The following is a 26,475-nucleotide window of genomic DNA, read 5'->3' as shown; positions in this document are numbered from 1 at the left end:
CCCACCTGCTCGCTACGCGCTTGTCGCCGGTTCGCGCGGTGCGTTCCGCTGTGCGGATGCCGGTGCCGTTTCGCCCCGGTTCCGGGCCCAGAGGTAGTACACCGGTGTCGTCACGGCCAGGCCGACGAGCCAGGACAGGTCCGCGCCACCGAGCGGTGCGACCAGCGGTCCCGTGTAGAGGGACGTGGCGACGAACGGGAGCTGGACGGCGATGCCGATCGCGTACGAGACCAGGGCCACCGGGTTGAAGCGGCCGTAGCGGCCGCCGTCCGGGAGGAAGAGGTCGCCGAGTGCGTAACTGCCGCGATGGACCAGGTAGAAGTCGATCAGGTTGATCGCCGTCCACGGGACGAGGACCACCAGCAGCACCAGCACGAGGTTCACGAACTGCGAGACGAAGTCGCCGGCCAGGCCGACCGCGATCAGCAGTGACGCCGCCAGGACCACGGCGGACACCGCACCGCGTGCGGCCTGGCGGGGCTGCCAGTCCGTACGGAAGGTCTGGCCGATGGTGATGAGCGAGAGCACCGCCCCGTACAGGTTCAGTGCGTTGTGGTTGACCACGCTGAACAGGAACAGCACCAGGATCACCGGGCCGAACGAGCCCGCCGCCGAGTCGAAGCCGGCCACCGTGTCGTCCGTGCCGGGTGCCGCGAGTCCGATCACCGTGCCCGCGAGGAACGCCAGGGTCGAGCCCAGACAGGAACCCCAGTACGTGGCCCAGAAGGTGGACGCGGTGCGGACGGTGCGCGGCAGGTAGCGGGAGTAGTCGGAGACGTACGGGGCGAACGCCAGCTGCCACAGGGCGCTGAGCGAGACGGTGGCCAGCCAGCCCGCGAACGTGAAGCCGCCCCGGGTGAAGAAGTCGTCCGGCAGGCCGCGCGCGACCACGACCGCCAGGCCGGCGACGACGCCGATGCCCAGGACCCAGGTCGCCACCTTGTTCAGGGTGTGGATCAGCCGGTAGCCGATCCAGCAGATCACCGCAGAGCCGAGCGCACCCAGCAGGATGCCCGCGTCGACCGGGACGGCGGGCGCGAGGCCGTGCAGGGACTTGCCCGCGAGCACGATGTTCGACGCGAAGAAGCCGATGTACATCGCGGCCGCGACGACCACGATGAGCAGGGCGCCGATCGCACCGAACTGGGCGCGGCTCTGGATCATCTGCGGGACGCCCAGCTGCGGGCCCTGCGCCGAGTGCAGCGCCATGAACACGCCGCCGACGAGCTGCCCGACGATGATCGCGAGGACGCTCGACCAGAACGACTGGTGGAAGACCTGGATGCCCATCGCGCCGGTGACCAGCGGCAGCGGCGCGATGTTCGTGCCGAACCACATGGTGAACAGGTCCCGTACCCGGCCGTGCCGTTCATGATCGGGGACGTGGTCGATGGTGTGCTGTTCGACGGCGGCGGGCGCCGCGGGCGTGGTCGGTTCTGCGGGACCGGGCATGCGGACTCCCTGGGGACGGGGACGGGGGCGGGAACGGGGGTGAGGCGGACTCCATGGCGTACAGGTGCGGGTGGTCGGTGAGTCTCGAACGGTTTCAGTCAGCGGTCAAATAGTGATTTCGCAGCACGTGCATCGGATTTATTGATGCAACCGGTCCGGCCAGGGGCCAGAATCCGGTCATGGCCAAGGACGCGAACTTCACCCTCGTACAGCTCCGGTACTTCCTCGCCGCCGCCGAGCTCGGCTCGATGACCGCCGCCGCGCAGCGCATCAACGTGTCGCAGTCGGCGGTCTCCACGGCCGTCACCCATCTGGAGCGCGAGCTCGGGGTCCAGCTGCTGATCCGTCGGCACGCCAAGGGGCTGTCGCTGACCGGGGCGGGGGAGCGGTTCCTGCATGAGCTGCGTGGCTTTCTGACCCATGCCGACGAGCTTGCCGAGTCCGCCCGCAGCCTCGGCTCGGACCTGGTCGGCGAGCTGGCCGTGGGCTGTTTCCAGACCCTGGCCCCGTTCTATCTGCCGCGTCTGCTGCGAGAGTTCGGCGAGAACCATCCTGCGGTGCGGATCGAGGTGCACGAGGGCGACACCCCCGCGCTCCAGGAGAGCCTGCGGACCGGCGAGTGCGAGCTGGCGCTCCTGTACGACCTGGAGCTGGACGACGACATCGAGCGCGAGGTGCTGGCGATGGCCCCGCCCTACGCCCTGGTCCCGGAGGGGCACCGGCTGGCCGGGAGCGGTTCGGCGCGCCTTGCGGACCTCGCCGAGGAGCCGATGATCCTGCTCGACCTGCCGGTCAGCCGGGACTACTTCCAGTCGGTCGTCGCCAAGGCGGGCGGGGAGCCGCGGGTGCGCCACCGGACCCGGAGCTACGAGACGGTACGTGCGCTGGTCGCGGCCGGACAGGGCTGGGCGCTGCTCAACCAGCGGCCGGCGCACGACCGCACGTACGACGGCGCCCGCGTCGTCGACCTGCCGCTGGCCGACCATCTGCCCGCGCTGCCGGTGGTCCTCGCGGGGCTCCGGGGCGTCCGGCTGACCGGCCGGGCGCAGGCGTTCGCCGCCGTGTGCCGGGAGGCGCTGCGGGGCTGACCTCCGAGAATCCCTGCATCTGGAAAATCTATGCAATAGCGCTAAAAGATCTGCTGTACGGATGACGGGCTGCCCTCCCATAGTGGTCAACCACCAGGACCGCACCACTCCAGGGGAGGCCGCAGCCCATGACGATCGCTCCGCACCACCCGGTCCAACCGGCCACCGACCGCGCCGACTTCATCGCCGCGATGGGCAACGCCGCGACCGGTGTCACCGTCGTCACGACCGACGGTCCGGCCGGCCGGTTCGCCCAGACCGTGAGCGCCATGTGTTCCGTCACCGCCGACCCGCCGTCGCTGCTCGTCTGCGTGAACGAGCGCAGCCCGCTCGCCGCGGCCGCCGTTCGTAACGGCCACTTCGCCGTCAGCGTCCTCGGTCTCGGCCAGGCGCATGTCTCGGACGTCTTCGCCGGTCGGCCCGGTCCCGGAACCGCCACCGCTCCGTACGACTTCGGCTGCGCCGACTGGGACACGCACACCACGGGGTCGCTCCTGCTGCGCGACGCCGCCGCCGCCTTCGACTGCCGGCTCACCGATGCCGTCGTCTCCGGCACGCACCGGGTCCTGTTCGGCGCCGTCCTCGCCAGCGCCGTCTCCACGACGGCCCGCCCGCTCGTCCACCACGCCCGTACGTACGGCGCGCACCGCCCCCTGTGACCACCCGCACCGAAGAAGGAGTACGGAGATGATCCGCACCGGAGAGCAGTACCGGGAGTCGATCCGCGACGGACGCGACGTCTGGATCAACGGCGAGAAGGTCGCGGACGTCCCCGCGCACCCCGCCTTCAAGCCGCTCGTCGACATCCGCGCCCGGATCTACGACATGGCCCACGAGCCGGCGACCCGGGACACCATGACGTACACCGACCCGGAGACGGGCGAGGTCAACGCCGTGCAGCAGAAGCCGCCACGGACCCGCGAGGACTGGGACGCCAAGCGCGCCGCCACCGACGCCGTGCTCAGCGATGTCGGCGGTGTCGTCACCCGCGTCGGCGACGAGACGATCGGCGAGGTCTGGTCGCTGATCGACGGCCAGGACGTCCTGAACGCCATCAACCCGACGTACGCCGAGAACGTCAAGCGCCACATCGACCTGGCCTGCTACGGCGACCCGTTCCACGTCTCCGCCAACACCGACCCGAAGGGCGACCGCTCCAAGCGCCCGCAGGACCAGGACCCGGACATGCTGCTGCATGTCGTGCGGGAGACGGACAACGGCATCGTGGTGCGCGGAGCCAAGTACGAGACGGCCGCCGCCTACTCCAACCAGGCGTTCACCAAGCCGACGATCGCCAACTGGGGCGACTCCGAACTCTCCGACTACGCACTCGGGTTCATGCTCGACATGGGCGCCCCCGGTCTGAAGTACATCTGCCGTACGGGCTTCGCCGGCGCCAAGCCGATCGAGGACTATCCGGTCTCCAACCGGTTCGACGAGGTCGACACGCTCGTCGTCTTCGACGACGTCGAGATCCCCTGGGAGAACGTCCTCTTCTACCGGGACACCAAGGCCGCCACCTTCATCCGCGCGACCCTGCACCGCTACAGCGCCTTCGCCTTCACCCAGCGCAATCTGCGGCTCGCGGACCTCATGATCGGCGCCGCGCTGTGGAACGTGAAGCAGACCGGTCTGGAGAAGCAGCAGGCCATCCAGGAGAAGCTGGCCACCCTCGCCTGCTACCGCGAAGGCATCAACGCGCACCTCACGGCCGCGATCGCGATGGCCGAGCCCAGCCCCGGCGGGCTGCTCATGCCGAACCAGTCGCTGCTCTACACCGGCCGGGTACTGGCCTGTTCGCAGCTGCACGAGATGATGCACATCGCCCGTGAGCTGTGCGGCGGCCAGATCTGCATCACCCCGGACAAGGCGTCGTTCGACCACCCGGACACCAAGCCGTGGCTGGACAAGTTCTACTCGATCAACGAGCACTGGGTCGCCGAGGACCGCCGCAAGCTTCTCGCGTACGCCCGTGACCTGCTGAACTCCGACTACGCGGGGCACCGGCTGACCTTCCAGTTGTTCGCGCAGTCGCCGCCCTTCGCCCACCTCGGCGCTGTCTACCGCAACTTCGACTGGGACGGCCCGCTCGACCTGGTCAAGGACGCGGCGGGGCTCTCCGACAACGTGCTCGGTTCGCTGGGGAGGTCCGCCAAGTGAGCCCCGTGCACGACCGGATCCGGTCCTTCAACACCGCCGACACGTATCCCGAGCAGGACCTGTCCAACGATCTCGCGCAGGCCGTCGTCGCCGACGGCACCGTCTATCTGCGCGGGCAGATCGGCCAGGACCTCGACACCCGCGAGAACGTCGGCGTCGGAGATGTCGCGGCCCAGGCCGAGAAGGCCATGGCGAACATCGCCATGCTGCTCGACGAGTGCGGCAGCCGGCTCGACGAGATCGTCAAGATCACCGTCTATCTGACGGACATCCGCTACCGCGAGCCCGTCTACCGGACCATGGGGCGGTGGCTGAAGGGCGTGCACTACGTCTCCACCGGGCTCGTCGTCTCCGCGCTGGCCCGCCCGGAGTGGCTGGTCGAGATCGACGCCACCGCGGTGATCCCGGCCGAACGGCGGGCGGAAGCCGCCGCTGTACGGGCCAAGGGGGTTCGGTGACCTTCTCGATCGCCGCCCGCTGCACCCGGACCGGACAGTTCGGCGTCGCCGTCACCTCCTCCTCGCCCGCCGTGGCCGCGCGCTGCGCCCATGTGCGGGCGGGCGTCGGCGCGGTCTGTTCGCAGAACGTCACCGATCCGCGGCTCGGCACCCGACTGCTCGACCTGCTGGGCGCGGGCGGCTCGGCGACCGCGGCCGTGCGCGAGGTCGTTGTCACGGAACCCTGCGTGGAATACCGGCAGTTGACAGCTGTCGGGGCTCAGGGTCCGGGCGCCGTGTACTCGGGGGCGCGGGCGCTCGGCCGGTACGCGGAGGCCGTCGGCCCGGACGCCGTCGCCGCCGGGAACCTCCTGTCGGGCCCCGGAGTCCCGCAGGCCATGCTCGACGCGTTCGCCGCCGACCCGGCCGCCCCGCTCGGCCGACGCCTGGTGGACGCGCTGGCCGCCGGCGCCGCGGCGGGTGGCGAGGAAGGACCTGTCCGCTCGGCCGGACTGCTCGTCGCCGACGAGGTCGCCTGGCCGGTGACCGACCTCCGTGTCGACTGGACGGACGGCGACCCGGTCGTCGAACTCGCCACTCTGTGGACGGTGTGGGAGCCGCAGGCCGATGCGTACGTACGCCGTGCACTCGCCCCCGGCGACGCACCCTCGTACGGCGTACCGGGGGACGAATGAAACCCGTACGCACGGCAGTTGCCGGGGTCGCCGACGAGCTGCTCGCCCTCAGCCACCGCATCCACGCCCACCCCGAGGTGGCGTGGGAGGAGGAGAAGGCGGCCGGCTGGGTCGGTGACGCGCTGAACGACCTCGGTTTCGACGTCCGGTCGGGGACGGCCGGTCTGCCCACCGCCTTCACCGCCACCCTCGGGTCCGGGCCCCTGCACCTCGGCATCTGCGCCGAGTACGACGCACTGCCCGGCCTCGGCCACGCCTGCGGGCACAACATCATCGCGGCGGCCGCGGTCGGCGCCGCGGCCGGACTGGTGCCCCTCGTCGACGAGTTGGGGCTCACCCTTACCGTCTTCGGCACCCCGGCCGAGGAGGGTGGCGGCGGCAAGATCCTGATGCTGGAACGCGGCGCCTTCGACGGGGTGCACGCCGCGATGATGGTGCACCCGGGGCCGGTGGACGTCGCCGAGGCGGACCCGTTCGCCGTCGCCCATCTCAAGGTGCGCTACCACGGCAAGGCGGCCCACGCGGCGGCCTACCCGGAGCAGGGGCGCAACGCGGCCGACGCGTTCACCGTCGCCCAGGTCGCCATCGGACTGCTGCGTCAGCAGCTGCCGGGGCGGACCAGGGTGCACGGCATGATGACGCGCGGCGGCGAGGCCCCGAACGCCATCCCGGAGCTGACGGAGGGGCGTTGGTATGTACGCGCCGACACCCTGGAACAGCTCGCCGAGCTCCAGCCGCGGGTCGAGCGGTGCTTCGAGGCGGGGGCTCTTGCGTCCGGCTGCGAGCTGGAGATCGAGCCGGAGAGCCGCCCGTACTCGGAGTTCCGCAATGACGCGGAACTGCTGGCGATGTACCGGCGTACGGCGACGGAACTGGGCCGGCGCTTCGAGACGGGGACGCCCGCCGCGCGGATGAACCGGGCCTCCACGGACATGGGCAACGTGTCCCGGGTGCTGCCCGCCATCCACCCGTACCTGGGCATCGGTTCGCTGCCCGCCGTCAACCACCAGAAGGAGTTCGCGGCGCACTGCGTGGGCGCGGCCGCGGACCGTGCGGTGCTGGACGGGGCCGCGGCGATGGCCCTGACCGCCGCCACGGTCGCCGCGGACCCGGTCCAGCGGGAACGGCTGATCGCGGGGCGGGGCTGAGGGAAGTCACGGGGCGGGGCTGCCCCGCCTCGCCCCGTCACGGCTCCGCGCGGCCGTTGATGTCCTGCTCGACCCGGGCGCGGGGACCCGGCGCCCGCTCGATCCCGGGGCCCCTCACAGTTCCGCGCGGCCCGTCGCGGCCCTCGCGTACCCCAGGATCAGCCGCTGCGCCTCCTCCGGTGTCAGCTGTGTGTTCCGGCTGACGATGTGCAGCCCGTACCCGTCCTCCAGCGCCACCAGGTTCCGTGCCACATCGGCCGCGCTTCCCGTGAGCGTGAACACCCCGGTCGCCGCGCCGACTTCGAGCACAGTCGTGTAGAGCGCGACCTCGCGCGCGAACAGTGAGGCCATCAGCGCGGCATGCCCGGAGCTGCGGTCCGCGCGGCGGTGCAGCTCGTACAGCAGGCCGTGCTGCGGGTCGCCCGCCGCGGCGGGAAGTCCGCTGCCGATCAGGGCGCGCAGCCGCTCGACGGGGTCACCGACCGTGTCCGTACGGTCGTGGCGCGCGGACACGTAGCGCTCGACGGCGCCCCGGTGCACCTCCAGGACCAGCTCGTCCATCTCCGGGTAGTAGTACAGGACCGAGCCTGCCGACACCCCCGCCTCGGCGGCGATGTCCTTGATCCGCAGACCCTCCAGCCCTCGTTCGGCGATCACGCGTCCCGCGGCGTCGACGAGGGCCTCGCGTCGTGCTGTCTGGTTCTTCGGTCTCCCCATGCGGTTAATTCTCTGTTACTTCGTTCAAATAAGGCAAGTTGGTTGTGCCCAAGTCATTGACGGCTTCCTGGCGCGTTGTTTGAATCCATCTTCAAAGAACGGCGAAGGGGGTCGGATGACCGGCGACAACACAGGGACGATTGTGGAACGGCGCACCATCGACGCCGTACCTCTCTCCGAACGCCACGGCCGCACGCGCGACCTGTTCACCATCTGGTTCTCCGCGAACCTCGGCCCGCTGACCGTCGTCACCGGAGCCCTGGCCCCCACCGCCTTCGGGCTCTCCTTCTGGTGGAGCCTGGCCGCGCTGCTCGCCGGACATCTGGGCGGCGGCTTCCTGATGGCACTGCACTCGGCGCAGGGCCCGCAGCTCGGGGTGCCGCAAATGGTCCAGAGCCGCGGCCAGTTCGGGTACGTCGGCGCACTCGCCGTCGTCCTCGTCGTCATCGTCATGTACCAGGGGTTCTTCGCCTCGAACCTGGTCGTCGGCGCCCAGTCGCTGGGCCAGGTGGCCCCCGTCGGCGAGCGCACCGGCGTCGTACTGGGCGCCCTGGTCAGCCTGGCCGTCGCCGTCGTCGGCTACCGGCTGATGCACCGGATCGGCGCGCTCACCAGCTGGGTCTTCGGAGCCGTACAGCTGGCCGGCGCGGCCTGGCTGCTGTTCGGCGGGCTCCCCGACGGCTTCCTGGACCGCGGCGGCTTCAGCCTCTCCGGATTCCTCGGCATGGTCTCCGTCGGCGCGCTCTGGCAGATCGCGTACGCCCCGTACGTCTCGGACTACTCGCGCTACATGCCCGCCGACCGCGCCGGGGTCCGCTCGACGCTCTGGTGCACCTACGCGGGCTGTGTGCTCGGCAGCCTGCTCCCCATGGTGGTCGGCGCGGCGATCGGGCTGGCCGGCGGCGACGACCCGATCGCCGCCCAGAGCGACCTGCTCGGCTCCCCGCTCGGCCAGATCACCCTGTGGAGCTTCGCGGTCGTCACGATGCTCACCAACTCCATGAACCTGTACGGGGCGGTGCTCTGCGCGGTCACAGCCGTGCAGACGTTCGCCCACCGCTGGCTGCCACGCGCCACCGGCCGCGCCGTCATCGGAGCCGTACTCACCGCACTGTCCGTGGTCCTGGCCCTGGCCCTGGCCGACTCGTTCATGACCAGCTATCTCAACCTGATCTACGTCCTGCAGTACGTACTGATCCCATGGACGGCGATCAATCTCGTCGACTTCTACCTGGTCCGGCACGGCTCGTACGACGTGGCGTCGTTCTTCGCCCGCGACGGCGGGATCTACGGCCGCTGGAACGTCACCGCGCTCGCCGTCTACGCGCTGGGCATCCTCGCCGAGATCCCGTTCATGGCGCAGTCCCTCTACACCGGGCCGCTCGCGCACGCCCTCGGCGACACCGACCTCGGCTGGATCGCCGGCCTCGTCGTCACCGTCCCCGCCTATCTGCTGGCGGCCCGCCTCACGGCCTCCCCTGCGACAAGGAGCGGGCTCCCGACGCCCGTACCCGCACCCGCACCCACCTCCGGAGCACCCACGACATGAGCGCCCTCACCCACGCCGACTGGCAACGACGCGCCACCGCCCTCGACTTCCGCACCCGCGCCTTCATCGACGGCCGCTGGACCGACGCCGCCGACGGGGCCGCCTTCCCCACCGTCGACCCGGCGACCGGGAGGACCACCGCGCACCTCGCGGAGTGCGGCGCCCACGAGATCGACGCCGCCGTCCGCGCCGCCCGCACCGCCTTCGACGACGGCCGCTGGTCCCGCGCCGACCCCGCCGTGCGCAAGCGCCCCCTGCTGCGCCTCGCCGCCCTCATCGAGGCCAACGCACCCGAACTGGCGCTCCTGGACACCCTCGACATGGGCAAGCCGATCGCCGAGTCGTACGGCACCGATGTGCCCGGCGCCGCGGGCTGCTTCGCCTGGTACGCGGAGGCCGCCGACAAGCTGTACGACGAGGTCGCCCCCACCCCGCCCGGCAACCTCGCCCTGGTCCGCCGCGCACCGCTCGGCGTCGTCGGCGCCGTCGTGCCGTGGAACTTCCCACTGGACATCGCGGTCTGGAAGCTGGCCCCCGCACTCGCCGCCGGCAACAGCGTCGTGCTCAAGCCCGCCGAGCAGTCCTCGCTCTCCGCCCTGCGCCTCGCCGAACTCGCCGCCGAGGCCGGTCTGCCCGACGGTGTCCTGAACGTCGTGCCCGGCCCCGGGGAGACCGCGGGCCGCGCCCTCGGCCTGCACCCGGACGTCGACACCCTCGTCTTCACCGGCTCCACAGCCGTCGGCAAGAGGTTCCTGGCGTACGCGGCCGAGTCCAACATGAAGCAGGTCTGGCTCGAAGCGGGCGGCAAGAGCCCCAACCTCGTCTTCGCCGACGCCGACCTCGACGCCGCCGCCGAACGCGCCGCCTGGGGCTTCCTCTACAACGCCGGCCAGGTCTGCTCCGCCAACACCCGCCTCCTGGTCCACGCCTCGATCGCCGAGGAGTTCACCGCCCGGGTGGTCGAGCACACCGCCGCCTACGTCCCCGGCGACCCGCTCGACCCGGCCACCCTCCTCGGCCCGCTCGTCGACGACCACCAGGTCAGCCGCATCATCGAGGCGGTCAAGGAGTCCGGCGGCGACATCGCCTGCGGCGGCACCCGCCCCGACCGCCCGGGCGCCTACCTCGATCCGACCGTCGTCACCGGCCTCGCCCCTGACGCACCGCTCGCCCGCGACGAACTCTTCGGCCCGGTCCTGACCGTGCTCCCGTTCACCGACGAGGCGGCAGCGGTACAGATCGCCAACGACTCCCTGTACGGGCTGGCCGCCTCCGTCTGGACCCGCGACCTGGCCCGCGCCCACCGGGTCGCCGACGCGCTGCACGCGGGCACGGTCTCCGTGAACACCGTCGACGCACTCAGCCCCGCCACCCCCTTCGGCGGCTTCAAGCAGTCCGGGTTCGGGCGCGACCTCTCCCTGCACTCGTTCGACAAGTACACCGGCCTCAAGACGACCTGGATCGCGTACGCATGAGCACAGTCCCCGCCACCGCAACCACACCCGGCGCCGCCGGGCTCCTGGCCGAGATCGACCGCCGCGCCGACGACCTGATCGGCCTCACCTGCGACCTGGTGCGCTTCGACACGACCGTGCGCGGCGACGCCTCCGAATCCGCCCGGGACGAGGCCGACCTCCAGGAGTACCTGGCCGGCCGGCTGCGCAGGGCCGGAGCCACCGTCGACGTCTTCACCCCGAAACCGGGCGACCTGCCCGGCTCCCCGCAGACTCCGCCGGGCCTCGGCTTCGACGGCCGCCCCCAGCTCATCGCCCGCTTTCCCGGCACCGGCGGCGGCCGCTCGCTCCTCTTCAACGGCCACATCGACGTCGTGTCCGCGGAACCGAGGAGCGAGTGGACCAGCGACCCGTTCCGTGCCGAGGTCCGCGACGGACGGCTGTACGGGCGCGGCACCTGCGACATGAAGGGCGGCATTGCCGCAGCCGTCATCGCCGCCGAGACGCTTGCCGCCCTCGGCATCCGGCTCCCCGGCGACCTGCTGATCAACACGGCGACCGACGAGGAGTGGAACGGCGCGGGCACCCTCGCCTCCGTCGGGTACGGGGTACGCGCCGACGCGGCGGTCGTCCCCGAGCCCACCGACCTCGACGTCGTCACCGCACAGCGCGGCATCCTCGGCGGCAGGGTCACCGTCGCCGGCCGCCCCGGGCACGCCGAACACCCGCCGGGGGACTGGCGCAGCGGCGGCGCCGTGAACGCCATCGAGAAGACCCTGCCGGTCCTCGCCGCCCTCGGGCGGCTGCGCGAACGCTGGGCCGACGACCCGGCGCACCGGCACCCGCTGCTCCCGCCGCCGTCCATCGTGCCGACCACCATCAAGGGCGGCGAATGGTGGGTGACCTACCCGGCGTCCTGCGAAGTCGCCCTGGACATCACCTACCTGCCGGTCCAGGCGGACGGCGGCGGCTGGGCGAGCCGGGTCCGGCACGACATCGAACGGGCCGTCCGCGACGCCTGCGCCGGTGACGGCTGGCTCACCGCGCACCCGCCCCGGTTCGCCTGGGACACCGAACTCCCGCCCGCCGAAGTCCCCGCCGGACACCCGCTCGTCCACGCACTCGCCTCGTCCGCCACCGCACTCGGCCGCACCCCGCGCGTGCTCGGCGAACCTTCCTGGACGGACGCGGCGACCCTGACCCGCCTCGGCAACACGCCCGCCGTCTGCCTCGGCCCGACGGCCACCCGCCCGGACGGCTCCCCGACCCTCCACACCATCGACGAATACATCGAGGTCGCCGACCTGATCGACACGGCGAAGGCGCTGGCACTGGCCGCGCTCTCGATGACGGCACCCGCACAGCACCCGCACCCGCACGCGTAAGGACGTACGACGATGACCCTCACCCACGCAGAACTCGCCGCCACCGACCGGGCGCACATCATCCACCCCTACCTCCCCGGCACCGCCGAAGAGCGCGTCATCATGACCGGCGGCTCCGGCTGCCGCCTCACCGACGCCGAGGGACGCTCGTACCTCGACGCGACCGGTGGGCTCTGGCTCGCCCAGGTCGGCCACGGCCGCGAGGAGATCGCCCGGGTCGCCTTCGAGCAGATGAAGCAGCTGGAGTACTTCACCAGCTTCTGGGAGTTCTCCAACGACCGTGCCATCGAGCTCGCCGCCCGGCTGGCCTCCCTCGCCCCCGAGGGCCTGAACCACGTCTACTTCACCTCGGGCGGATCCGAGGGCAATGAGGCCGCGATCAAGATGGCCCGCTACTACCACCACCGGCGCGGCGAGTCGTCCCGCACCTGGATCCTGGCCCGCGACAAGGCGTACCACGGCATCGGCTACGGCGGCGGCTCCGCCACCGGATTCCCGGTCTACCACGAGGGGTTCGCCCCGATGATGCCGCACGTCTCGCATCTCACCCCGCCGTGGCCCTACCGCACCGAGCTGTACGGCGGCGAGGACCCCACCGACTTCCTGATCCGGGAGCTGGAGGCACGCATCGCCGAGATCGGACCCGGCAACATCGCGGCGATGATCGGCGAACCCATCATGGGCGTCGGCGGCATGCTCGTACCGCCGGCCGACTACTGGCCGCGGGTCCGCGACGTCCTCGACCGGCACGGCATCCTGCTCATCTTCGACGAGGTCGTCACCGCGTACGGGCGGGTCGGGGAGTGGTTCGCCGCCCAGCACTTCGGTGTCGTCCCCGACATCATCACCACCGCCAAGGGCATCACCTCCGGCTACACCCCGCTCGGTGCCCTGCTGGTCGCCGACCACGTCGCAGAGGCGCTCCTGCTCGACCACGGCTTCCCGATGGGCTACACGTACAACGGCCACCCCGTCGCCGCGGCTGTGGCCCTCGCCAACCTCGACATCATCGAGCGCGAGGGGCTGCTGGCGCGCGCGGTCGGTCTCGGCGCCCACCTCCACGCCGAACTCGAAGCGCAGCTCGGTGAGTTGCCGATCGTCGGCGAGATCCGCTCGGTGGGCATGATGCTCGCCGTCGAACTCGTCACCGACCGCGAGTCGCGCACACCGCTGCCACTCGACCCCGCCCGGATGCCGCACGACGTCATCCGCCGCGAGACGGGCGTCATCGTGCGCGACTCGGCCCACAGCCTGGTGCTGTCGCCGCCGCTGATCATGACGGAGGCAGAGGCGAAGGAGGCAGCGGTCGCGCTGAGGTCCGTACTGGAGCGCACCGGCCCGGACGGCATGATCGCGGGCTGACCCACCGCCCGGACACCACGGCCGGGGGCGCCGCCCCACCAGGAGTTCCGCCCCCGGCCCCCCGCTCCTCGATCACCGGAGGGGCTTGATCCCGCCACCACCGCTCCCCCCTCCCGTCACCCCCGGACCGCCGTGAGGACCGACCGTGCCCCAAGCTCCCTCGCCACGCACCCACACCCCCGTTCCCCACCTCCACCGCAGCCTGCGTCGTTTCGACATCACGGCGATGGGTGTCGCCGCCGTCATCTCGTTCGACACCGTCGGCCAGATCGCCACCGGCGGCGGCGAGGCAGTCACCTGGACCGCCGTGATCGCAGTCCTCTTCCTCGTCCCGTACGCACTGCTCTTCGCCGAGACGGGGGCGGCGTTCCCGCAGGAGGGCGGACCGTACGTCTGGGTGAAGCGCGCCTTCGGCCGGCTGCCCGCCGCGCTCACCACGCTCTTCTACTGGGTCACCAACCCCATCTGGCTCGGCGGTTCCCTCGTCTTCATCGCCGCCGAGACCTGGGACGGTTTCGTGTTCCACCTCGGTGAGGGCACGCTCTCCGACTACGCGTTCAAGCTGCTGTTCATCTGGATCGCGATCCTGACCGCCGTCGTCTCGCTGCGCCGCGGCAAGTGGATCACCACCGCGGGCGCCGCGGTGAAGGTCCTCGCGCTCACCCTCTTCACCGGTACCGCCGTCGCGTACGGCATCGGTCACGGCTTCCGCGGCCTCGACAGCGCCTCCTTCCCGCCCACCACCGCGGGCTTCCTGGCGCTCGTCCCGGTCCTGCTCTTCGCGTACGTCGGATTCGAGGCGCCCAACGCGGCAGGCGAGGAGATGCACGACCCGCAGCGCGACGTCCCCGCGGCGCTCGGCCGGTCCGCCCTGATCGCCGCGGCCTGCTACCTGCTGCCGGTCTTCGCGATCCTCGCCGTCGTCCCGGCCGGGCAGGTCACCGGCATCGGAGGCTTCATGGAGGGCGCCCGGCTGGTCTTCGGGGTGTACGGCTCCGCGAGCGGCGCGGTCCTCACCACGGTTGCCGTCATGTTCGTCTTCGCGTTGCTCACCCAGGGCAGCGCCTGGATGATCGTCAGCGACCGGATGCAGGCGATGGCCGCCGCGGACGGCGGCTTCTTCAGCCGCTCACTGGGCGCCTTCCACCCGAAGCTCGGCACGCCGGTCCGGACGAACCTGCTCTCCGGCGTGATCGCGACGCTCTTCATGCTCGTCGCGATGCGGCTGGCGGCGGGGGACGCGGCAGCGGTCTTCGGCGTCGTCCTCACCGTCGCCGTGACCACGCTGCTGCTGTCGTACCTGATGGTCGTCCCGGCCCTGGTGGTGCTGCGGCTGCGGCACACCGACGAACCGCGCCCGTACCGGGTGCCGTTCGGCACGCCCGGGTTCCTGATCTGCGCCGGACTCGTCTACGCCTGGATCCTGGTCGGATCGTGGTCGGCGCTCTTCCCGGGCACGCTGGAGCCGGTGCTCGGCATCCCGTACGACTTCCACGAGGTGTGGGGCGTGTCCCGGCTGTCGTTCGAGGTCTTCACCCTGGGCACGGTGCTGGTGCTGCTGCTGATCGGCGCCGTCGGTCACACGGTGGCCCGTATCCGCCGCGTCCCGGAGCCCGTCACCGCCTGAAACGGCACTGCCCACAACGCCGCCGGACCGGCGCCCCGCATGGGGCGCCGGTCCGGCGGCGTTGTGGGCAGCCTCAGAGCCTGTCGGGTGACCTCTGACCGGGCGGCCACGCCCTGGCACGCACGCTTCCCGCGTTGCCGAAATGTCCTAGTAGCTCCGCTACGAGGACATCCCGCCGCCTTGGAATCGCACGCACCAGACCGCGTCCGCTATCCGATCGAAGGTCACCCGACAGGCTCTCAGTCAGCCGCCGCACTGGCACGGGGCGCCCGACTGGCAGCCGCACCCGCAGCCCGAACCGCAGCCGCAGGCACCGAGCACCGTCAGATGGACCACTTCAGCGGGTGTCTCCTGCTGCGGGTCGGTCGTGGGGGAGTCGGCCATCGTTCCTCCTCAAGGACGTACATCCAGGCGTACGGCAGGGCCGTACGACCGACAGCGACGTACGACCGGGGCGTACCACCAGGCGTACCGCCTGCCGCCCCACCCCATTCATGCCCACTCCGGCCGTCCCATCAACGGCGCACAGACGGCGCATCCAAGGCACACCCGCGCAAAACGTGCGGTCTCCTACCCGCTACGCGCCCTCTACCGACGCCGCATTCTGGATGTCGTCCGCGTGTTCACCCGTCACCAGATAGACGACCCGCTTGGCGACCGACACCGCGTGGTCGGCGAAGCGCTCGTAGTAACGGCCGAGCAGCGTCACGTCGACCGCGGTCTCGATGCCGTGCTTCCAGCGGTCGTCCATCAGGTGCTGGAACAGCGTGCGGTGCAGCAGGTCCATCTCGTCGTCGTCCTGCTCCAGCTGGAGCGCCAGGTCGACGTCCTTCGTGATGATCACCTCGGCGGCCTTGGCCATCAGGCGCTGCGCCAGCTGCCCCATCTCCAGAATGGTGGCGTGCAGGTCGTGCGGCACCGCCGACTGCGGGAAGCGCAGCCGGGTCAGCTTGGCCACGTGCTGGGCCAGGTCGCCCGAGCGCTCCAGGTCGGCACTCATCCGGAGCGACGTGACCACGATCCGCAGATCGGTCGCCACGGGCTGCTGGCGCGCGAGGAGGGCGATCGCCCGCGCCTCCAGGTCGTGCTGGAGGTCGTCGACCTTCTGGTCCGCGGCGATCACGCTCTCCGCGAGCTTGAGGTCGGCGTCGAGCATGGACGTCGTCGCCCGGCCGATCGCCGACCCGACGAGCCGGGCCATCTCGACCAGGCCCTCTCCGATCGAGTCGAGTTCCTCGTGATAAGCGTCGCGCATGGAAGTCCCTCTCCAGTCCTCACTAAGGCCGGGGCCAGATCTGAACCCCACGCTCTCACCCTGTGGGGCGTACGCGTCCGGATCCGGCCGACCAAGTGAACCAACCCTTGCTCCTCGGTGAACTCTGGGCGACGAGTGTTCGAGTACGCACTCGGACGGTTGGGAGAGCACTGCCGCACCTGCTTAACCTTGACGTATGGACGTGAACGCGGCGGTCGCCGCAGCTGCAGCGATCGCCGGGTTGTGTACCGGTGTGATCGCCATGCTGGCGTTCCGCTGGAGCGAGCGTGACCAGAAGAAACCCACGCGCACGTCCCTGCGGCCCGACAGCAACGGTGCACTGCCCCCCGGGGTCGACACGGTGCTCTCCGTGCTCTCCTCCTCCGCGGTCGTGCTCGACGAGAGCGACAGTGTCGTCAAGGCCAGCTCCGCCGCGTATGCGCTGGGACTGGTCAGGGGCGGCCGGCTGGCCGTCGAACCCATGCTGCACATGGCCAGGGACACCCGCCGGGACGGTGAGATACGGCAGGTCGAACTGGACCTCCCCCGGCGCGGTACGGGCCGGGGCGAGGCTCTCGCAGTCTCGGCACGGGTCGCCCCGCTCGGCTCCCGGCTGGTGCTCCTGCTGGTCGAGGACCTCACCGAGGCCCGGCGTATCGAAGCGGTACGACGCGACTTCGTCGCCAACGTCAGCCATGAGCTCAAGACCCCGGTGGGAGCCCTCTCGCTGCTCTCCGAAGCCGTCATGGACGCGTCCGACGACCCGGAGGCGGTCGAGCGGTTCGCGGGCCGGATGCAGATCGAGGCGACCCGGCTGACCAACCTCGTACAGGAACTCATCGACCTCTCCCGGGTGCAGAACGACGACCCGCTGGAGGACGCCGAGCCGGTCCGGGTCGACGAACTGGTCGCCGAGGCCATCGACCGCTGCCGGCAGCAGGCCGGCACGAAACAGATCACCATGGCCGCCGGCGGCACCGCGGAGCTCCGGATCTGGGGCAACCGCGGCCAGCTCGCCGCGGCGCTCGGCAATCTCGTGGAGAACGCCGTCAACTACAGCCCCGCCCGCACCCGCGTCGGCATCGCCGCGAGGCGCCTGGCCGTACCGGGCGGGGACCAGATCGAGATCGCCGTGACCGACCAGGGCATCGGCATCTCGGAGAAGGACCGCGAGCGGGTCTTCGAACGCTTCTACCGCGTCGACCCGGCCCGCTCACGGGCCACCGGTGGCACCGGTCTCGGCCTCGCCATCGTCAAACATGTGGCCGCCTCGCACGGCGGGGAGGTCACGGTCTGGAGCTCGGAAGGACAGGGCTCCACCTTCACCCTGCGGCTGCCCGAAGCGGGCTCCGTACGGGACCGAGACCGCACATCGGGCGGACCGCTCATCGTCAACGGTGACGACGGGACCTACCGGACCGCCGACCCCGACACTCTCGATTCATTCCCTGCCCCGGAGGTCCTTCCGTGACCCGAGTGCTTGTCGTCGAGGATGAGGAATCCTTCAGCGACGCCCTGTCCTACATGCTCCGCAAGGAAGGCTTCGAGGTCGCGATCGCGGCCACGGGCCCCGACGGACTCGACGAGTTCGAGCGCAACGGCGCCGACCTCGTCCTTCTCGACCTGATGCTGCCGGGCCTGCCCGGCACCGAGGTCTGCCGCCAGCTGCGCAGCAGATCCAACGTCCCCGTGATCATGGTCACGGCCAAGGACAGCGAGATCGACAAGGTCGTCGGCCTGGAAATAGGAGCCGACGACTACGTGACCAAGCCGTTCTCCTCGCGGGAGCTCGTCGCCCGCATCCGCGCGGTGCTGCGGCGCCGCGGGGAGCCGGAGGAGGTCACCCCGGCCGCCCTGGAGGCGGGCCCGGTCCGTATGGACGTGGACCGCCACGTCGTCACGGTCTCCGGCGGCAAGGTCGACCTCCCGCTCAAGGAGTTCGACCTGCTGGAGATGCTGCTGCGCAACGCGGGCCGGGTGCTGACCCGGATGCAGCTGATCGACCGTGTCTGGGGCGCGGACTACGTGGGCGACACCAAGACCCTCGACGTCCACGTCAAGCGCCTGCGCGCCAAGATCGAGCCCGACCCGGGGGCGCCGCGCTTCCTGGTGACGGTGCGGGGCCTGGGGTACAAGTTCGAGCCGTAAACCCCAGGTCCGTACGGCAGGCTGCCGGGCGGAGCACATACGACGGAGGCGCCTCCTGCTCGGGAGGCGCCTCCGTCGTATGTGTCCGCGGACGTCACTCGGCCGGCTGAGAGGCCGACGCGGCGTCCGTCGGGCCCTCCGCTCCGAGCGACTCGGACGGGTTGCCCGGCGTCGCGGATCCGGACGGCGTCGCTGCGGGCGTCTCGGACGGCAGCGCCGGCAGCGAGCTCGGGCCGAAGCCGGTGAAGTAGCTGGTGGCCGGGACGACGAACACGCCGAGCGGGACCTCACCGGTCCTGCTGAACTTGAAGACGACCGACTGCACGTTGCCGTTCTGCGCGGCCTCGCGGCCGTTCTCGATCACGGCGGCGGCATTGCCCTTGCCGCCGATGACGACCTTGCCCCCGGCCGGGACGACGATCGGTCCCGCACCCTTGGCGGCGTGCAGCTGCACCGCCGCGCCGGTGCCCGGGAGGGTGATCGAGTCCAGCGTCTGCTGTGCGACGCCGTTGTTGAACAGCGTCGCGGTGACGACGGCCGGGCCCTTGGCTTTGCGCTCCGGCTGGGTGATGACGTTCGCGTTCTGGATCCGGATGTCACCGATGGTGGTGGCAGCGTTGTCCGGCTTGATTTCGAGCGTCTGCGCGTCATTGCCGGCACCACACGCGGAAAGTGCACCGATCGAGATCACGATGGCAGTGGCGGCAAGGGCGCCGCGTCGAAGGCTGCGGCTCACGGCTGCGGCAACTCCTTGAACGTACGGACTTCACGGACGGGAGGGGCGAGCGGCGTAAAGCCGCCCTAAGGGTGTGTCAGCGGGCTTAGGTTACCGAGCCGTCGTCCCCGCCCCGCACCCGACCCGCCCCTACGGGCCCCGGGCATCACGAGTCGTGTCCGCAGCCAGGTCTCGCGATCAGCCGGTACGCCGCCCGCCCCCGCGATTCGTGTGCTGTTCACATAACAGGCTTGATCAATTTCTCGGACCGTGGCGTATTCCTTGCGCATAATCTCCGCGATCCCCGGCCGTTGATCAATTCTATTGGCCGTCGGTACTTACGTCCGTACGGGTGATCGATCTCCGAACGGAGTATGGAAAGTTCACCATCTGGAATCCGGCAAACCGGGACGTTCGGCCACTTCGGAGGGGGTTCGGGCGTGTGTGACGTACGCGTTTCGCCCCACCCGTACAGCCGCTCCGACCTGCGATTACCGCCTTCCCGATCCCCTCCGCAGCACGTTCGTGTTGCTGTTGTCAAGCCCCGAGATATGCCCTGACCTGCGAAAACGCCATTCAGGAGAAGCTGTTCTCGTGTTACTCTTGATAGCCACGGAAGGGGTACCTGTCACATGACGTTCAAGGTTGGCGACACCGTGGTCTATCCCCATCACGGGGCCGCGCTGATCGAGGCTATCGAAACTCGCCAGATCAAAGGCGTGGACAAGACCTACTTGGTGCTCAAGGTCGCCCAGGGTGACTTGACGGTTCGTGTCCCGGCGGACAATGCCGAGTTCGTGGGCGTGCGCGACGTAGTCGGGCAGGAGGGCCTGGACCGGGTCTTCGAGGTGCTGCGCGCACCGTACGCCGAAGAGCCGACGAACTGGTCCCGGCGCTACAAGGCAAATCTGGAGAAGCTCGCCTCCGGCGATGTCATCAAGGTCGCCGAAGTTGTTCGCGACCTGTGGCGTCGTGAGCGTGAGCGCGGACTCTCCGCAGGTGAGAAGCGCATGCTTGCCAAGGCTCGCCAGATCCTGGTGAGTGAGCTCGCTCTCGCGGAGAACACGAACGAGGACAAGGCCGAGGCTCTGCTCGACGAGGTTCTCGCGTCCTGACCCGGATCGCACCGGTCGTAAATAAATGTGCCGCGGTGCCCGCTGACCAGCCGTATTCACGGTGCGTCGTCGGGCGCTGCGGCATGTCCGGATTCGGATCCGGCTATCCCATCGATACTTTGCTTGCGATCTTGTAAAGCCGACCCCGAGCAGCCGCTGCGGCTCGCCCGAACCCGACCGGGTGTCACGGAAGGGTCCCGGCCAAGTCAAGGCGTCGCGCCCGGCTCGCTTGTGGCCATACCCATGTCGGCCGTGGAAACAAACATGCTGATGCTTCGGAGTGCAACCGATGTCTGATCAATCGCGTCCGTACCGCACCGCCGCGGTGATTCCCGCCGCCGGCCGAGGCGTACGGCTGGGCCCGGGCGCCCCCAAGGCGCTCCGCGCACTGAGCGGCACGCCCATGCTCATCCATGCGGTACGGGCCATGGCGGCGTCCCGGTCCGTCTCCCTCGTCGTCGTCGTCGCCCCGGCGGACGGCGCGTCCGAGGTCAAGAACCTGCTGGACGAACACGCCCTGCCCGAGCGCACCGACTACCTCGTCGTGCCGGGCGGCGACACCCGCCAGGAATCGGTCGGCCTCGGCCTCGCCGCGCTCCCCGAGGACATCTCCGCCGTCCTCGTCCATGACGCGGCACGCCCGCTGGTGCCGGTCGACACCGTGGACGCGGTGATCGAGGCCGTACGCGACGGTGCGCCCGCCGTCGTCCCCGCGCTGCCGCTCGCCGACACCGTCAAGGAGGTCGAGCCCGGCGCGCCCGGCGACCCGGAGCCCGTGCTCGGCACGCCCGTACGGGCCAGGCTGCGCGCCGTGCAGACCCCGCAGGGCTTCGACCGGGACACTCTGGTCCGCGCCCACGAGAGCGTCGCCGTCGACGGCGACGGCGCGACCGACGACGCGGGCATGGTCGAACAGCTCGGGGCGCCCGTCGTGGTCGTACCCGGGCACGAAGAGGCATTCAAGGTGACCCGGCCGCTCGACCTGGTGCTGGCCGAGGCGGTTCTCGCGCGCAGGCGGGCGAACGATGGGTTCTGAGCACGCGCCGGTGATTCCGCAGGTCGGCATCGGCACGGACATCCACGCCTTCGAGGAGGGCCGCGAACTGTGGTGCGCGGGCCTGCTCTGGGAGGGCGAGGGGCCCGGTCTCGCCGGCCACTCCGACGCCGACGTCGTGGCGCACGCCGCCTGCAACGCGCTGTTCTCGGCCGCCGGGCTCGGCGACCTCGGACAGCACTTCGGGACAGGGCGCCCCGAGTGGTCCGGCGCCGCGGGCGTCACGCTGCTGACCGAGGCGGCGCGGATCGTACGGGTTGCGGGGTTCGAGATCGGGAACGTCGCCGTACAGGTCATCGGCGTACGACCGAAGATCGGCAAGCGGCGCGACGAGGCGCAGAAGGTGCTGTCGGCAGCGGTGGGCGCCCCGGTCTCGCTCTCGGCCGCCACATCGGACGGGCTCGGATTCACCGGCCGTGCGGAGGGGCTCGCGGGGCTCGCGACGGCGCTGGTCTACCGGGTGGGCTGACCGTGCGGGGCCCCTGGACGGGGCGTTGCGTGGTGCGGTGCCCCGGGTCCGGGGCGGGGGTTTTGTCCTCAATCGCCGGACGGGCTTGAGGTGTCGGCCTGGCCCCTGGTGGCACCGTCGCCTGCCCCACCAGCGGGCAGGGGCGAAGACGCCCCGGGAAACGGGGCCGAAAATTGGAGCCCGTCCGGCGATTGAGGACAAAGACGGCAGGTACTTTCGGGCGTCGACGACACGAAGTTGTTCCGCTAGCCCCAAGGGGGCACTGCGCACAGGTGCGGGCCCACTACCCTTGAGGGGTGACTATTCGCCTGTACGACACCAGCGCCCGGCAGATCCGTGACTTCGTCCCGCTCACAGCGGGCTGCGTCTCGATCTACCTCTGTGGCGCGACCGTCCAGGCCGCCCCGCACATCGGGCACATCCGGTCCGGGCTGAACTTCGACATCATGCGCCGCTGGTTCGCCTACCGCGGCTACGACGTCACGTTCATCCGGAACGTCACCGACATCGACGACAAGATCATCGGAAAGTCGGCCGAGCAGGGCCGCCCCTGGTGGTCGATCGGGTACGAGAACGAGCGCGCGTTCAACGACGGCTACGACGCTCTCGGCTGCCTCCCGCCCACCTACGAACCGCGTGCCACCGGCCACATCACCGAGATGATCGAGATGATGCGCGGCCTCATCGAGCGCGGTCACGCCTACGAGGCCGACGGCAACGTCTACTTCGACGTGCGGTCCTTCCCCGGCTACCTGGAGCTCTCCAACCAGGACCTCGACGACCTGCGCCAGCCGTCCGGCGAGGGCGAGACCGGCAAGCGCGACCAGCGCGACTTCGCGATGTGGAAGGCGAGCAAGCCGGGCGAGCCCAGCTGGGAGACCCCATGGGGCCGCGGCCGCCCCGGCTGGCACCTGGAGTGCTCCGCCATGGCGCACAAGTACCTCGGCACCGCCTTCGACATCCACGGCGGCGGCATCGACCTGATCTTCCCGCACCACGAGAACGAGATCGCCCAGGCGAAGGCCTACGGCGACGAGTTCGCGAAGTACTGGGTGCACAACGGCTGGGTCACCATGTCCGGCGAGAAGATGTCGAAGTCGCTCGGCAACTCGGTGCTGGTCAGCGAGATGGTCAAGGCGTGGCGCCCCATCGTGCTGCGCTACTACCTCGGCACCCCGCACTACCGGTCGATGATCGAGTACAGCGAGGAGGCACTGCGCGAGGCGGAGTCCGCGTTCGCGCGGATCGAGGGCTTCGTCCAGCGGGTCATCGAGAAGGCCGGCGGCGAAGTCGTGGCCGCCGCCGAGGTGCCGCCCGCGTTCGCCGAGGCGATGGACGACGACCTGGGCGTCCCGCAGGCGCTCGCGATCGTCCACACCACCGTCCGGCAGGGCAACTCCGCGCTCGCCGCCGACGACAAGGAAGCGGCAGTCGCCAGACTCGCGGAGGTCCGCGCGATGCTCGGCGTCCTCGGCCTCGACCCGCTCGACGAACAGTGGGCGGGCGAGAGCGACCGCGGCGACGATCTGCACGGGGTCGTCGACACGCTCGTACGCCTCGTCCTGGACCAGCGTCAGTCGGCCCGCGAACGCAAGGACTGGCCCGCCGCCGACGCCATCCGCGACCAGCTCAACCAGTCGGGCCTCGTCATCGAGGACAGTCCGACGGGCCCACGGTGGACGCTCGGCCCGCGCCAGTAGTCCGCCCATGTGCCGCCCGGCGTTCCGGGCGGCACACTTTCACTTACATACGCATGTCTGAAGCAACGAAACAGGTAGGTCATGGCCGGGAACAGCCAGCGCAGGAACCGCCGCACGTCCAACAAGAAGGGCATGCAGGTCGGCAGCGGCGGTAACCGACGCCGTGGTCTCGAAGGCAAGGGACCGACGCCGCCCGCCTCCGCCCGCAAGGGACACAAGAAGAACCGGATCGCCAACGCCCAGGCGAAGCAGGCCGCGGCCCGCCGGCCCGCCCCGCGGCGCGGCGGCGCCAAGGGCACGTCCGAGATGGTCGTGGGCCGCAACCCGGTCTACGAGGCGCTGCGCGACGGCGTCCCGGCGACCACCCTGTACGTCCAGCAGTACATCGACAACGACGAGCGGGTGCGTGACGCGCTCCAGCTCGCCGGCCAGCGCGGCAACATCAACCTCATGGAGGCGCCGCGCCCCGAGCTCGACCGGATGACGAACGGCCTGAACCACCAGGGCCTCGTCCTGCAGGTCCCGCCGTACGAGTACGCGCACCCGGAGGACCTCACCGCTGCCGCGTACGACAACGGCGAGGACCCGCTGATCGTCGCCCTCGACGGCGTCACCGACCCGCGCAACCTCGGTGCGATCGTCCGCTCCGTCTCCGCGTTCGGCGGCCACGGCGTCGTCGTGCCGGAGCGCCGTGCGGCCGGGATGACGGCGGGCGCCTGGAAGTCCTCCGCGGGCACGGCGGCCCGTACGCCGGTCTCCCGGGTGACGAACCTGACGCGCGCCCTGGAGGGCTACCAGAAGGCCGGGATCACGGTTGTCGGCCTCGCCGCGGACGGCGAGCACACCGTCGAGGACCTGGACGCCCTGGGCGGTCCGGTCGTCATCGTCATCGGCAGCGAGGGCAAGGGCCTGGGCCGTCTCGTCGGCGAGACCTGTGACTACCGGGTCCGTATCTCGATGCCGGGCGGCGCGGAGTCGCTGAACGCCGGCGTCGCCGCGGGCATCGTGCTGTACGAGGCGGCTCGGCGCCGCGTCTGACCGGGACGGCTCCCGGACGGGCCCGAGACCGGCCCGTCCGGGAGCCCGTACTGCCGGACGGCAGCGCAGGGCTCCGACCTCGGCAGACGCGCCGGCACCGACCGCCGCGCGCACCCCGGCCTCCGCACCGCCCGGGTCTGTTGACGGGTCTCGGACACATCGGGGCCGTCAAGGCAGTGTCCTAATCACACATCACTCGGTTAGATGAGTGTGGACACCAGAACGCCTCGGTTCGACGAACTACCCGCCCTGAGCATGGCCAAGGTGGACTGCGACCCAGCGCAGGTCATCGTCAACCACGCCAGCTTCCGGGTGCAGCTCGCCCCCGGCCAGCGCGCACGGGTGCGTGGTGCCGCCCCAGCGGGGTCCGTCAGGGTCCCCGCCATGAGCGGCAGCGGGGCGGGACGCCCCAGGCGCTCGCCCGTCGTGTGGAGCGGCAAGTCCGCCCCCGGCGACCCCGGCGCCACCGGACTCCTCCAGGCCGTCCGGAACTCCACCACGGTCGGCCTCGACGGCGGGTACGGCCCGTACGGCGACGAGTTCGACGCCGGCTCGGGCGCCACCCAGGTCATCCCGCGCCTGGACGAGACCCAGCCCACCCCCGTCATCCCCGCCCCCCACCGCTCCGGCGGCCGCCACGGCAGAGGTCCGCTGCTTCCCCCGATGCGACAGGCGGTCGGCGCCTACGACGCCGTCGACACCGGTCCGTACGACCATGAGCCGTACGAGGACGACGAGTTCGACCAGACCGTCGGGAGCAGGTCGCAACGGCACAGCGCCGACACCGTCCGCCACGCGTACTACCCCGGACGCCGGATGAACCTCGGGGTCGTACTCCTGCCGATGCGGGTGTTCCTCGGCTTCATCTCCATCTACGCGGGCATGGGCAAACTCTGCGACCCCGTCTACTTCGACGGCGGCGAGCGCGGCTCCATGGTCAAGTGGCTGACCTCGCTGCACCCTTGGGGACTTGCCGAACCGCTGCGGGACTTCGCACTCTCGCACCCGGTCGGCGCCGGACTCACCGTCGCCTTCCTCCAGGTCATCGTCGGCGTCCTCACCGTCCTCGGCCTCTGGCAGCGGGTCGCCGCCTCGGTCGGCGCCCTGCTCTCCGCCGCGCTGCTGGTCACCGTCAGCTGGCGGACCGTCGCCGTCTACGACGCACCGGACATCATCTCCCTCGCCGCGTGGAGCCCGCTCGTCATCGCGGGCGCCCCCGTCTACTCCGTCGACGGGCGCCTGGCCGGCGAGGCATGGCGCAGGCTCGGCCCGCGCACCGCGATCTGGGACCTGCGCCGCCGAGTGCTGCGCCGCGGCGCCGTCGTCGCCACCGTCGTCGTCGGGCTCACCCTGCTCATCGGCTCGATGCTCGGCGGCGCCGTCCGCTCCTCCGAGGTCGTCACCGTGCCCGGACCGAACGACAACCCGACCAACCAGCTCCCCGGCTCCCCGCTCCCGCAGGAGTCGGGCAAGGGCAGGGTCTCGCGCAGCCCCGCCGGACAGAAGCCCTCCCCGTCGCGCTCCAGCGCCGCTGCCACGCCCTCCGCACAGGCGTCCACGCCGGGCACGGACAGCGTCCGCGAGTCCGGCCGGGCCGCCGGCGCCGACGCCGGACAGCCCAGTCAGACACAGGGCACCGGGCAGCAGCCCCCGCAGCAGACGACCCCGCAGCAGCCCCCGACGACCAGCGCCGGACCGAGCTCCTCCGGCTCCACCGGCACGGGCGGTGGCTCCACCGGTGGTGGTTCGACCGGCGGCTCCACGGGCTCGACGTCCGGCGGCACGTCGGGCGGCGGCCGCAATCCGATCGGCGGCCTGCTCGGCTGAACCGCACGCCACGCGGAAGGGGCGGTCACCGGAACTCCGGTGACCGCCCCTCCCGCCGTGCCCGCCGCGCCGCCTCGCGG

General features: G+C 70.9%; 24 protein-coding genes. 19 read left to right on the top strand and 5 right to left on the bottom strand.

Annotation, left to right across the window (positions count from 1 at the left end):
• Positions 1-12: 12 nt before the first annotated feature.
• Positions 13-1,452, bottom strand: coding sequence for a cytosine permease (locus tag OG972_RS19260; RefSeq protein WP_266983160.1), 1,440 nt, complete (start codon positions 1,450-1,452; stop codon positions 13-15).
• A 179-nt stretch (positions 1,453-1,631) separates the two neighbouring features.
• On the opposite strand from OG972_RS19260, the gene OG972_RS19255 reads away from it, so the two are divergent.
• From OG972_RS19255 to OG972_RS19230, 6 genes are all read left to right on the top strand, one after another.
• A complete protein-coding gene (locus OG972_RS19255) occupies positions 1,632-2,540 on the top strand; it encodes a LysR family transcriptional regulator (RefSeq protein WP_266983158.1) in 909 nt (302 codons plus the stop codon).
• 128 nt (positions 2,541-2,668) lie between these two features.
• The gene (locus OG972_RS19250; RefSeq protein ID WP_266983156.1) at positions 2,669-3,199 is read left to right on the top strand and encodes a flavin reductase family protein; all 531 of its coding nucleotides are present in this window, start codon (positions 2,669-2,671) and stop codon (positions 3,197-3,199) included.
• A 28-nt stretch (positions 3,200-3,227) separates the two neighbouring features.
• The gene (locus OG972_RS19245; protein WP_266983155.1) at positions 3,228-4,700 is read left to right on the top strand and encodes a 4-hydroxyphenylacetate 3-hydroxylase family protein; all 1,473 of its coding nucleotides are present in this window, start codon (positions 3,228-3,230) and stop codon (positions 4,698-4,700) included.
• Positions 4,697-5,158: a RidA family protein gene (locus OG972_RS19240; RefSeq protein WP_266983154.1), complete on the top strand. Its 462-nt coding sequence runs from the start codon at positions 4,697-4,699 to the stop codon at positions 5,156-5,158. Before OG972_RS19245 ends, OG972_RS19240 begins: the two co-directional genes overlap by 4 nt.
• Positions 5,155-5,832, top strand: coding sequence for a DUF1028 domain-containing protein (locus tag OG972_RS19235; protein WP_266983152.1), 678 nt, complete (start codon positions 5,155-5,157; stop codon positions 5,830-5,832). The genes OG972_RS19240 and OG972_RS19235 overlap by 4 nt, the downstream gene beginning before the upstream one ends.
• Positions 5,829-6,980, top strand: a complete 1,152-nt coding sequence (locus tag OG972_RS19230) for a M20 family metallopeptidase (RefSeq protein WP_266983150.1) — start codon at positions 5,829-5,831, stop codon at positions 6,978-6,980. The genes OG972_RS19235 and OG972_RS19230 overlap by 4 nt, the downstream gene beginning before the upstream one ends.
• A 114-nt stretch (positions 6,981-7,094) precedes the next feature.
• Here OG972_RS19230 and OG972_RS19225 read toward each other — a convergent pair whose 3' ends face one another.
• Positions 7,095-7,697: a TetR/AcrR family transcriptional regulator gene (locus OG972_RS19225; protein WP_266983148.1), complete on the bottom strand. Its 603-nt coding sequence runs from the start codon at positions 7,695-7,697 to the stop codon at positions 7,095-7,097.
• A gap of 115 nt (positions 7,698-7,812) precedes the next feature.
• Between OG972_RS19225 and OG972_RS19220 the strand changes: the two genes are divergently transcribed.
• The 5 genes from OG972_RS19220 (at position 7,813) to OG972_RS19200 (ending at position 15,074) form a co-directional block, all read left to right on the top strand.
• Positions 7,813-9,246 carry a cytosine permease gene (locus OG972_RS19220; RefSeq protein WP_266983147.1) on the top strand — a complete coding sequence of 478 codons (1,434 nt, stop codon included), beginning with the start codon at positions 7,813-7,815 and terminating at the stop codon, positions 9,244-9,246.
• The gene (locus OG972_RS19215) at positions 9,243-10,721 is read left to right on the top strand and encodes an aldehyde dehydrogenase (protein WP_266983145.1); all 1,479 of its coding nucleotides are present in this window, start codon (positions 9,243-9,245) and stop codon (positions 10,719-10,721) included. The genes OG972_RS19220 and OG972_RS19215 overlap by 4 nt, the downstream gene beginning before the upstream one ends.
• Complete coding sequence (locus tag OG972_RS19210) at positions 10,718-12,085, top strand: ArgE/DapE family deacylase (RefSeq protein ID WP_266983143.1); 1,368 nt, start codon at positions 10,718-10,720, stop codon at positions 12,083-12,085. Before OG972_RS19215 ends, OG972_RS19210 begins: the two co-directional genes overlap by 4 nt.
• A gap of 12 nt (positions 12,086-12,097) precedes the next feature.
• Positions 12,098-13,447 (top strand): aspartate aminotransferase family protein, encoded by a 1,350-nt coding sequence (locus tag OG972_RS19205; RefSeq protein WP_266983141.1) that lies wholly within the window; start codon positions 12,098-12,100, stop codon positions 13,445-13,447.
• A gap of 145 nt (positions 13,448-13,592) precedes the next feature.
• Positions 13,593-15,074, top strand: coding sequence for an APC family permease (locus OG972_RS19200; protein WP_266983139.1), 1,482 nt, complete (start codon positions 13,593-13,595; stop codon positions 15,072-15,074).
• Positions 15,075-15,317: 243 nt separating this feature from the next.
• Here OG972_RS19200 and OG972_RS19195 read toward each other — a convergent pair whose 3' ends face one another.
• Positions 15,318-15,458, bottom strand: coding sequence for a hypothetical protein (locus tag OG972_RS19195; RefSeq protein WP_266983138.1), 141 nt, complete (start codon positions 15,456-15,458; stop codon positions 15,318-15,320).
• A gap of 193 nt (positions 15,459-15,651) precedes the next feature.
• Positions 15,652-16,329, bottom strand: a complete 678-nt coding sequence (gene phoU, locus OG972_RS19190; protein WP_266983136.1) for a phosphate signaling complex protein PhoU — start codon at positions 16,327-16,329, stop codon at positions 15,652-15,654.
• 196 nt (positions 16,330-16,525) lie between these two features.
• Between phoU and OG972_RS19185 the strand changes: the two genes are divergently transcribed.
• Positions 16,526-17,800, top strand: coding sequence for a cell wall metabolism sensor histidine kinase WalK (locus tag OG972_RS19185; protein WP_266983134.1), 1,275 nt, complete (start codon positions 16,526-16,528; stop codon positions 17,798-17,800).
• Positions 17,797-18,477, top strand: coding sequence for a response regulator transcription factor (locus OG972_RS19180; protein ID WP_030977814.1), 681 nt, complete (start codon positions 17,797-17,799; stop codon positions 18,475-18,477). Before OG972_RS19185 ends, OG972_RS19180 begins: the two co-directional genes overlap by 4 nt.
• Positions 18,478-18,571: 94 nt before the next feature.
• Here the strand turns inward: OG972_RS19180 and OG972_RS19175 are convergent, their stop codons facing one another.
• A complete protein-coding gene (locus tag OG972_RS19175; RefSeq protein ID WP_266983132.1) occupies positions 18,572-19,213 on the bottom strand; it encodes a DUF461 domain-containing protein in 642 nt (213 codons plus the stop codon).
• 611 nt (positions 19,214-19,824) lie between these two features.
• On the opposite strand from OG972_RS19175, the gene OG972_RS19170 reads away from it, so the two are divergent.
• The 6 genes from OG972_RS19170 to OG972_RS19145 all read left to right on the top strand — a co-directional run bounded on the left by OG972_RS19170 (position 19,825) and on the right by OG972_RS19145 (position 26,395).
• The gene (locus OG972_RS19170; protein WP_006380568.1) at positions 19,825-20,307 is read left to right on the top strand and encodes a CarD family transcriptional regulator; all 483 of its coding nucleotides are present in this window, start codon (positions 19,825-19,827) and stop codon (positions 20,305-20,307) included.
• 289 nt (positions 20,308-20,596) lie between these two features.
• A complete protein-coding gene (gene ispD, locus OG972_RS19165; RefSeq protein ID WP_266983130.1) occupies positions 20,597-21,343 on the top strand; it encodes a 2-C-methyl-D-erythritol 4-phosphate cytidylyltransferase in 747 nt (248 codons plus the stop codon).
• Positions 21,333-21,830: a 2-C-methyl-D-erythritol 2,4-cyclodiphosphate synthase gene (ispF, locus tag OG972_RS19160; RefSeq protein WP_266983128.1), complete on the top strand. Its 498-nt coding sequence runs from the start codon at positions 21,333-21,335 to the stop codon at positions 21,828-21,830. Before ispD ends, ispF begins: the two co-directional genes overlap by 11 nt.
• A gap of 296 nt (positions 21,831-22,126) precedes the next feature.
• Positions 22,127-23,530 carry a cysteine--tRNA ligase gene (gene cysS / locus OG972_RS19155; RefSeq protein ID WP_266983126.1) on the top strand — a complete coding sequence of 468 codons (1,404 nt, stop codon included), beginning with the start codon at positions 22,127-22,129 and terminating at the stop codon, positions 23,528-23,530.
• A gap of 81 nt (positions 23,531-23,611) precedes the next feature.
• On the top strand, positions 23,612-24,568 hold the full coding sequence (gene rlmB, locus OG972_RS19150; protein ID WP_266983124.1) for a 23S rRNA (guanosine(2251)-2'-O)-methyltransferase RlmB: 957 nt from the start codon (positions 23,612-23,614) through the stop codon (positions 24,566-24,568).
• A 204-nt stretch (positions 24,569-24,772) separates the two neighbouring features.
• Positions 24,773-26,395 (top strand): DoxX family protein, encoded by a 1,623-nt coding sequence (locus tag OG972_RS19145; protein WP_266983122.1) that lies wholly within the window; start codon positions 24,773-24,775, stop codon positions 26,393-26,395.
• The last annotated feature ends 80 nt before the right edge of the window (positions 26,396-26,475 follow it).

Source organism: Streptomyces sp. NBC_01669 (genome assembly GCF_026339735.1).
Lineage (GTDB): Bacteria > Actinomycetota > Actinomycetes > Streptomycetales > Streptomycetaceae > Streptomyces > Streptomyces yanii.
This window is presented reverse-complemented; position numbering and strand designations above follow the sequence as displayed.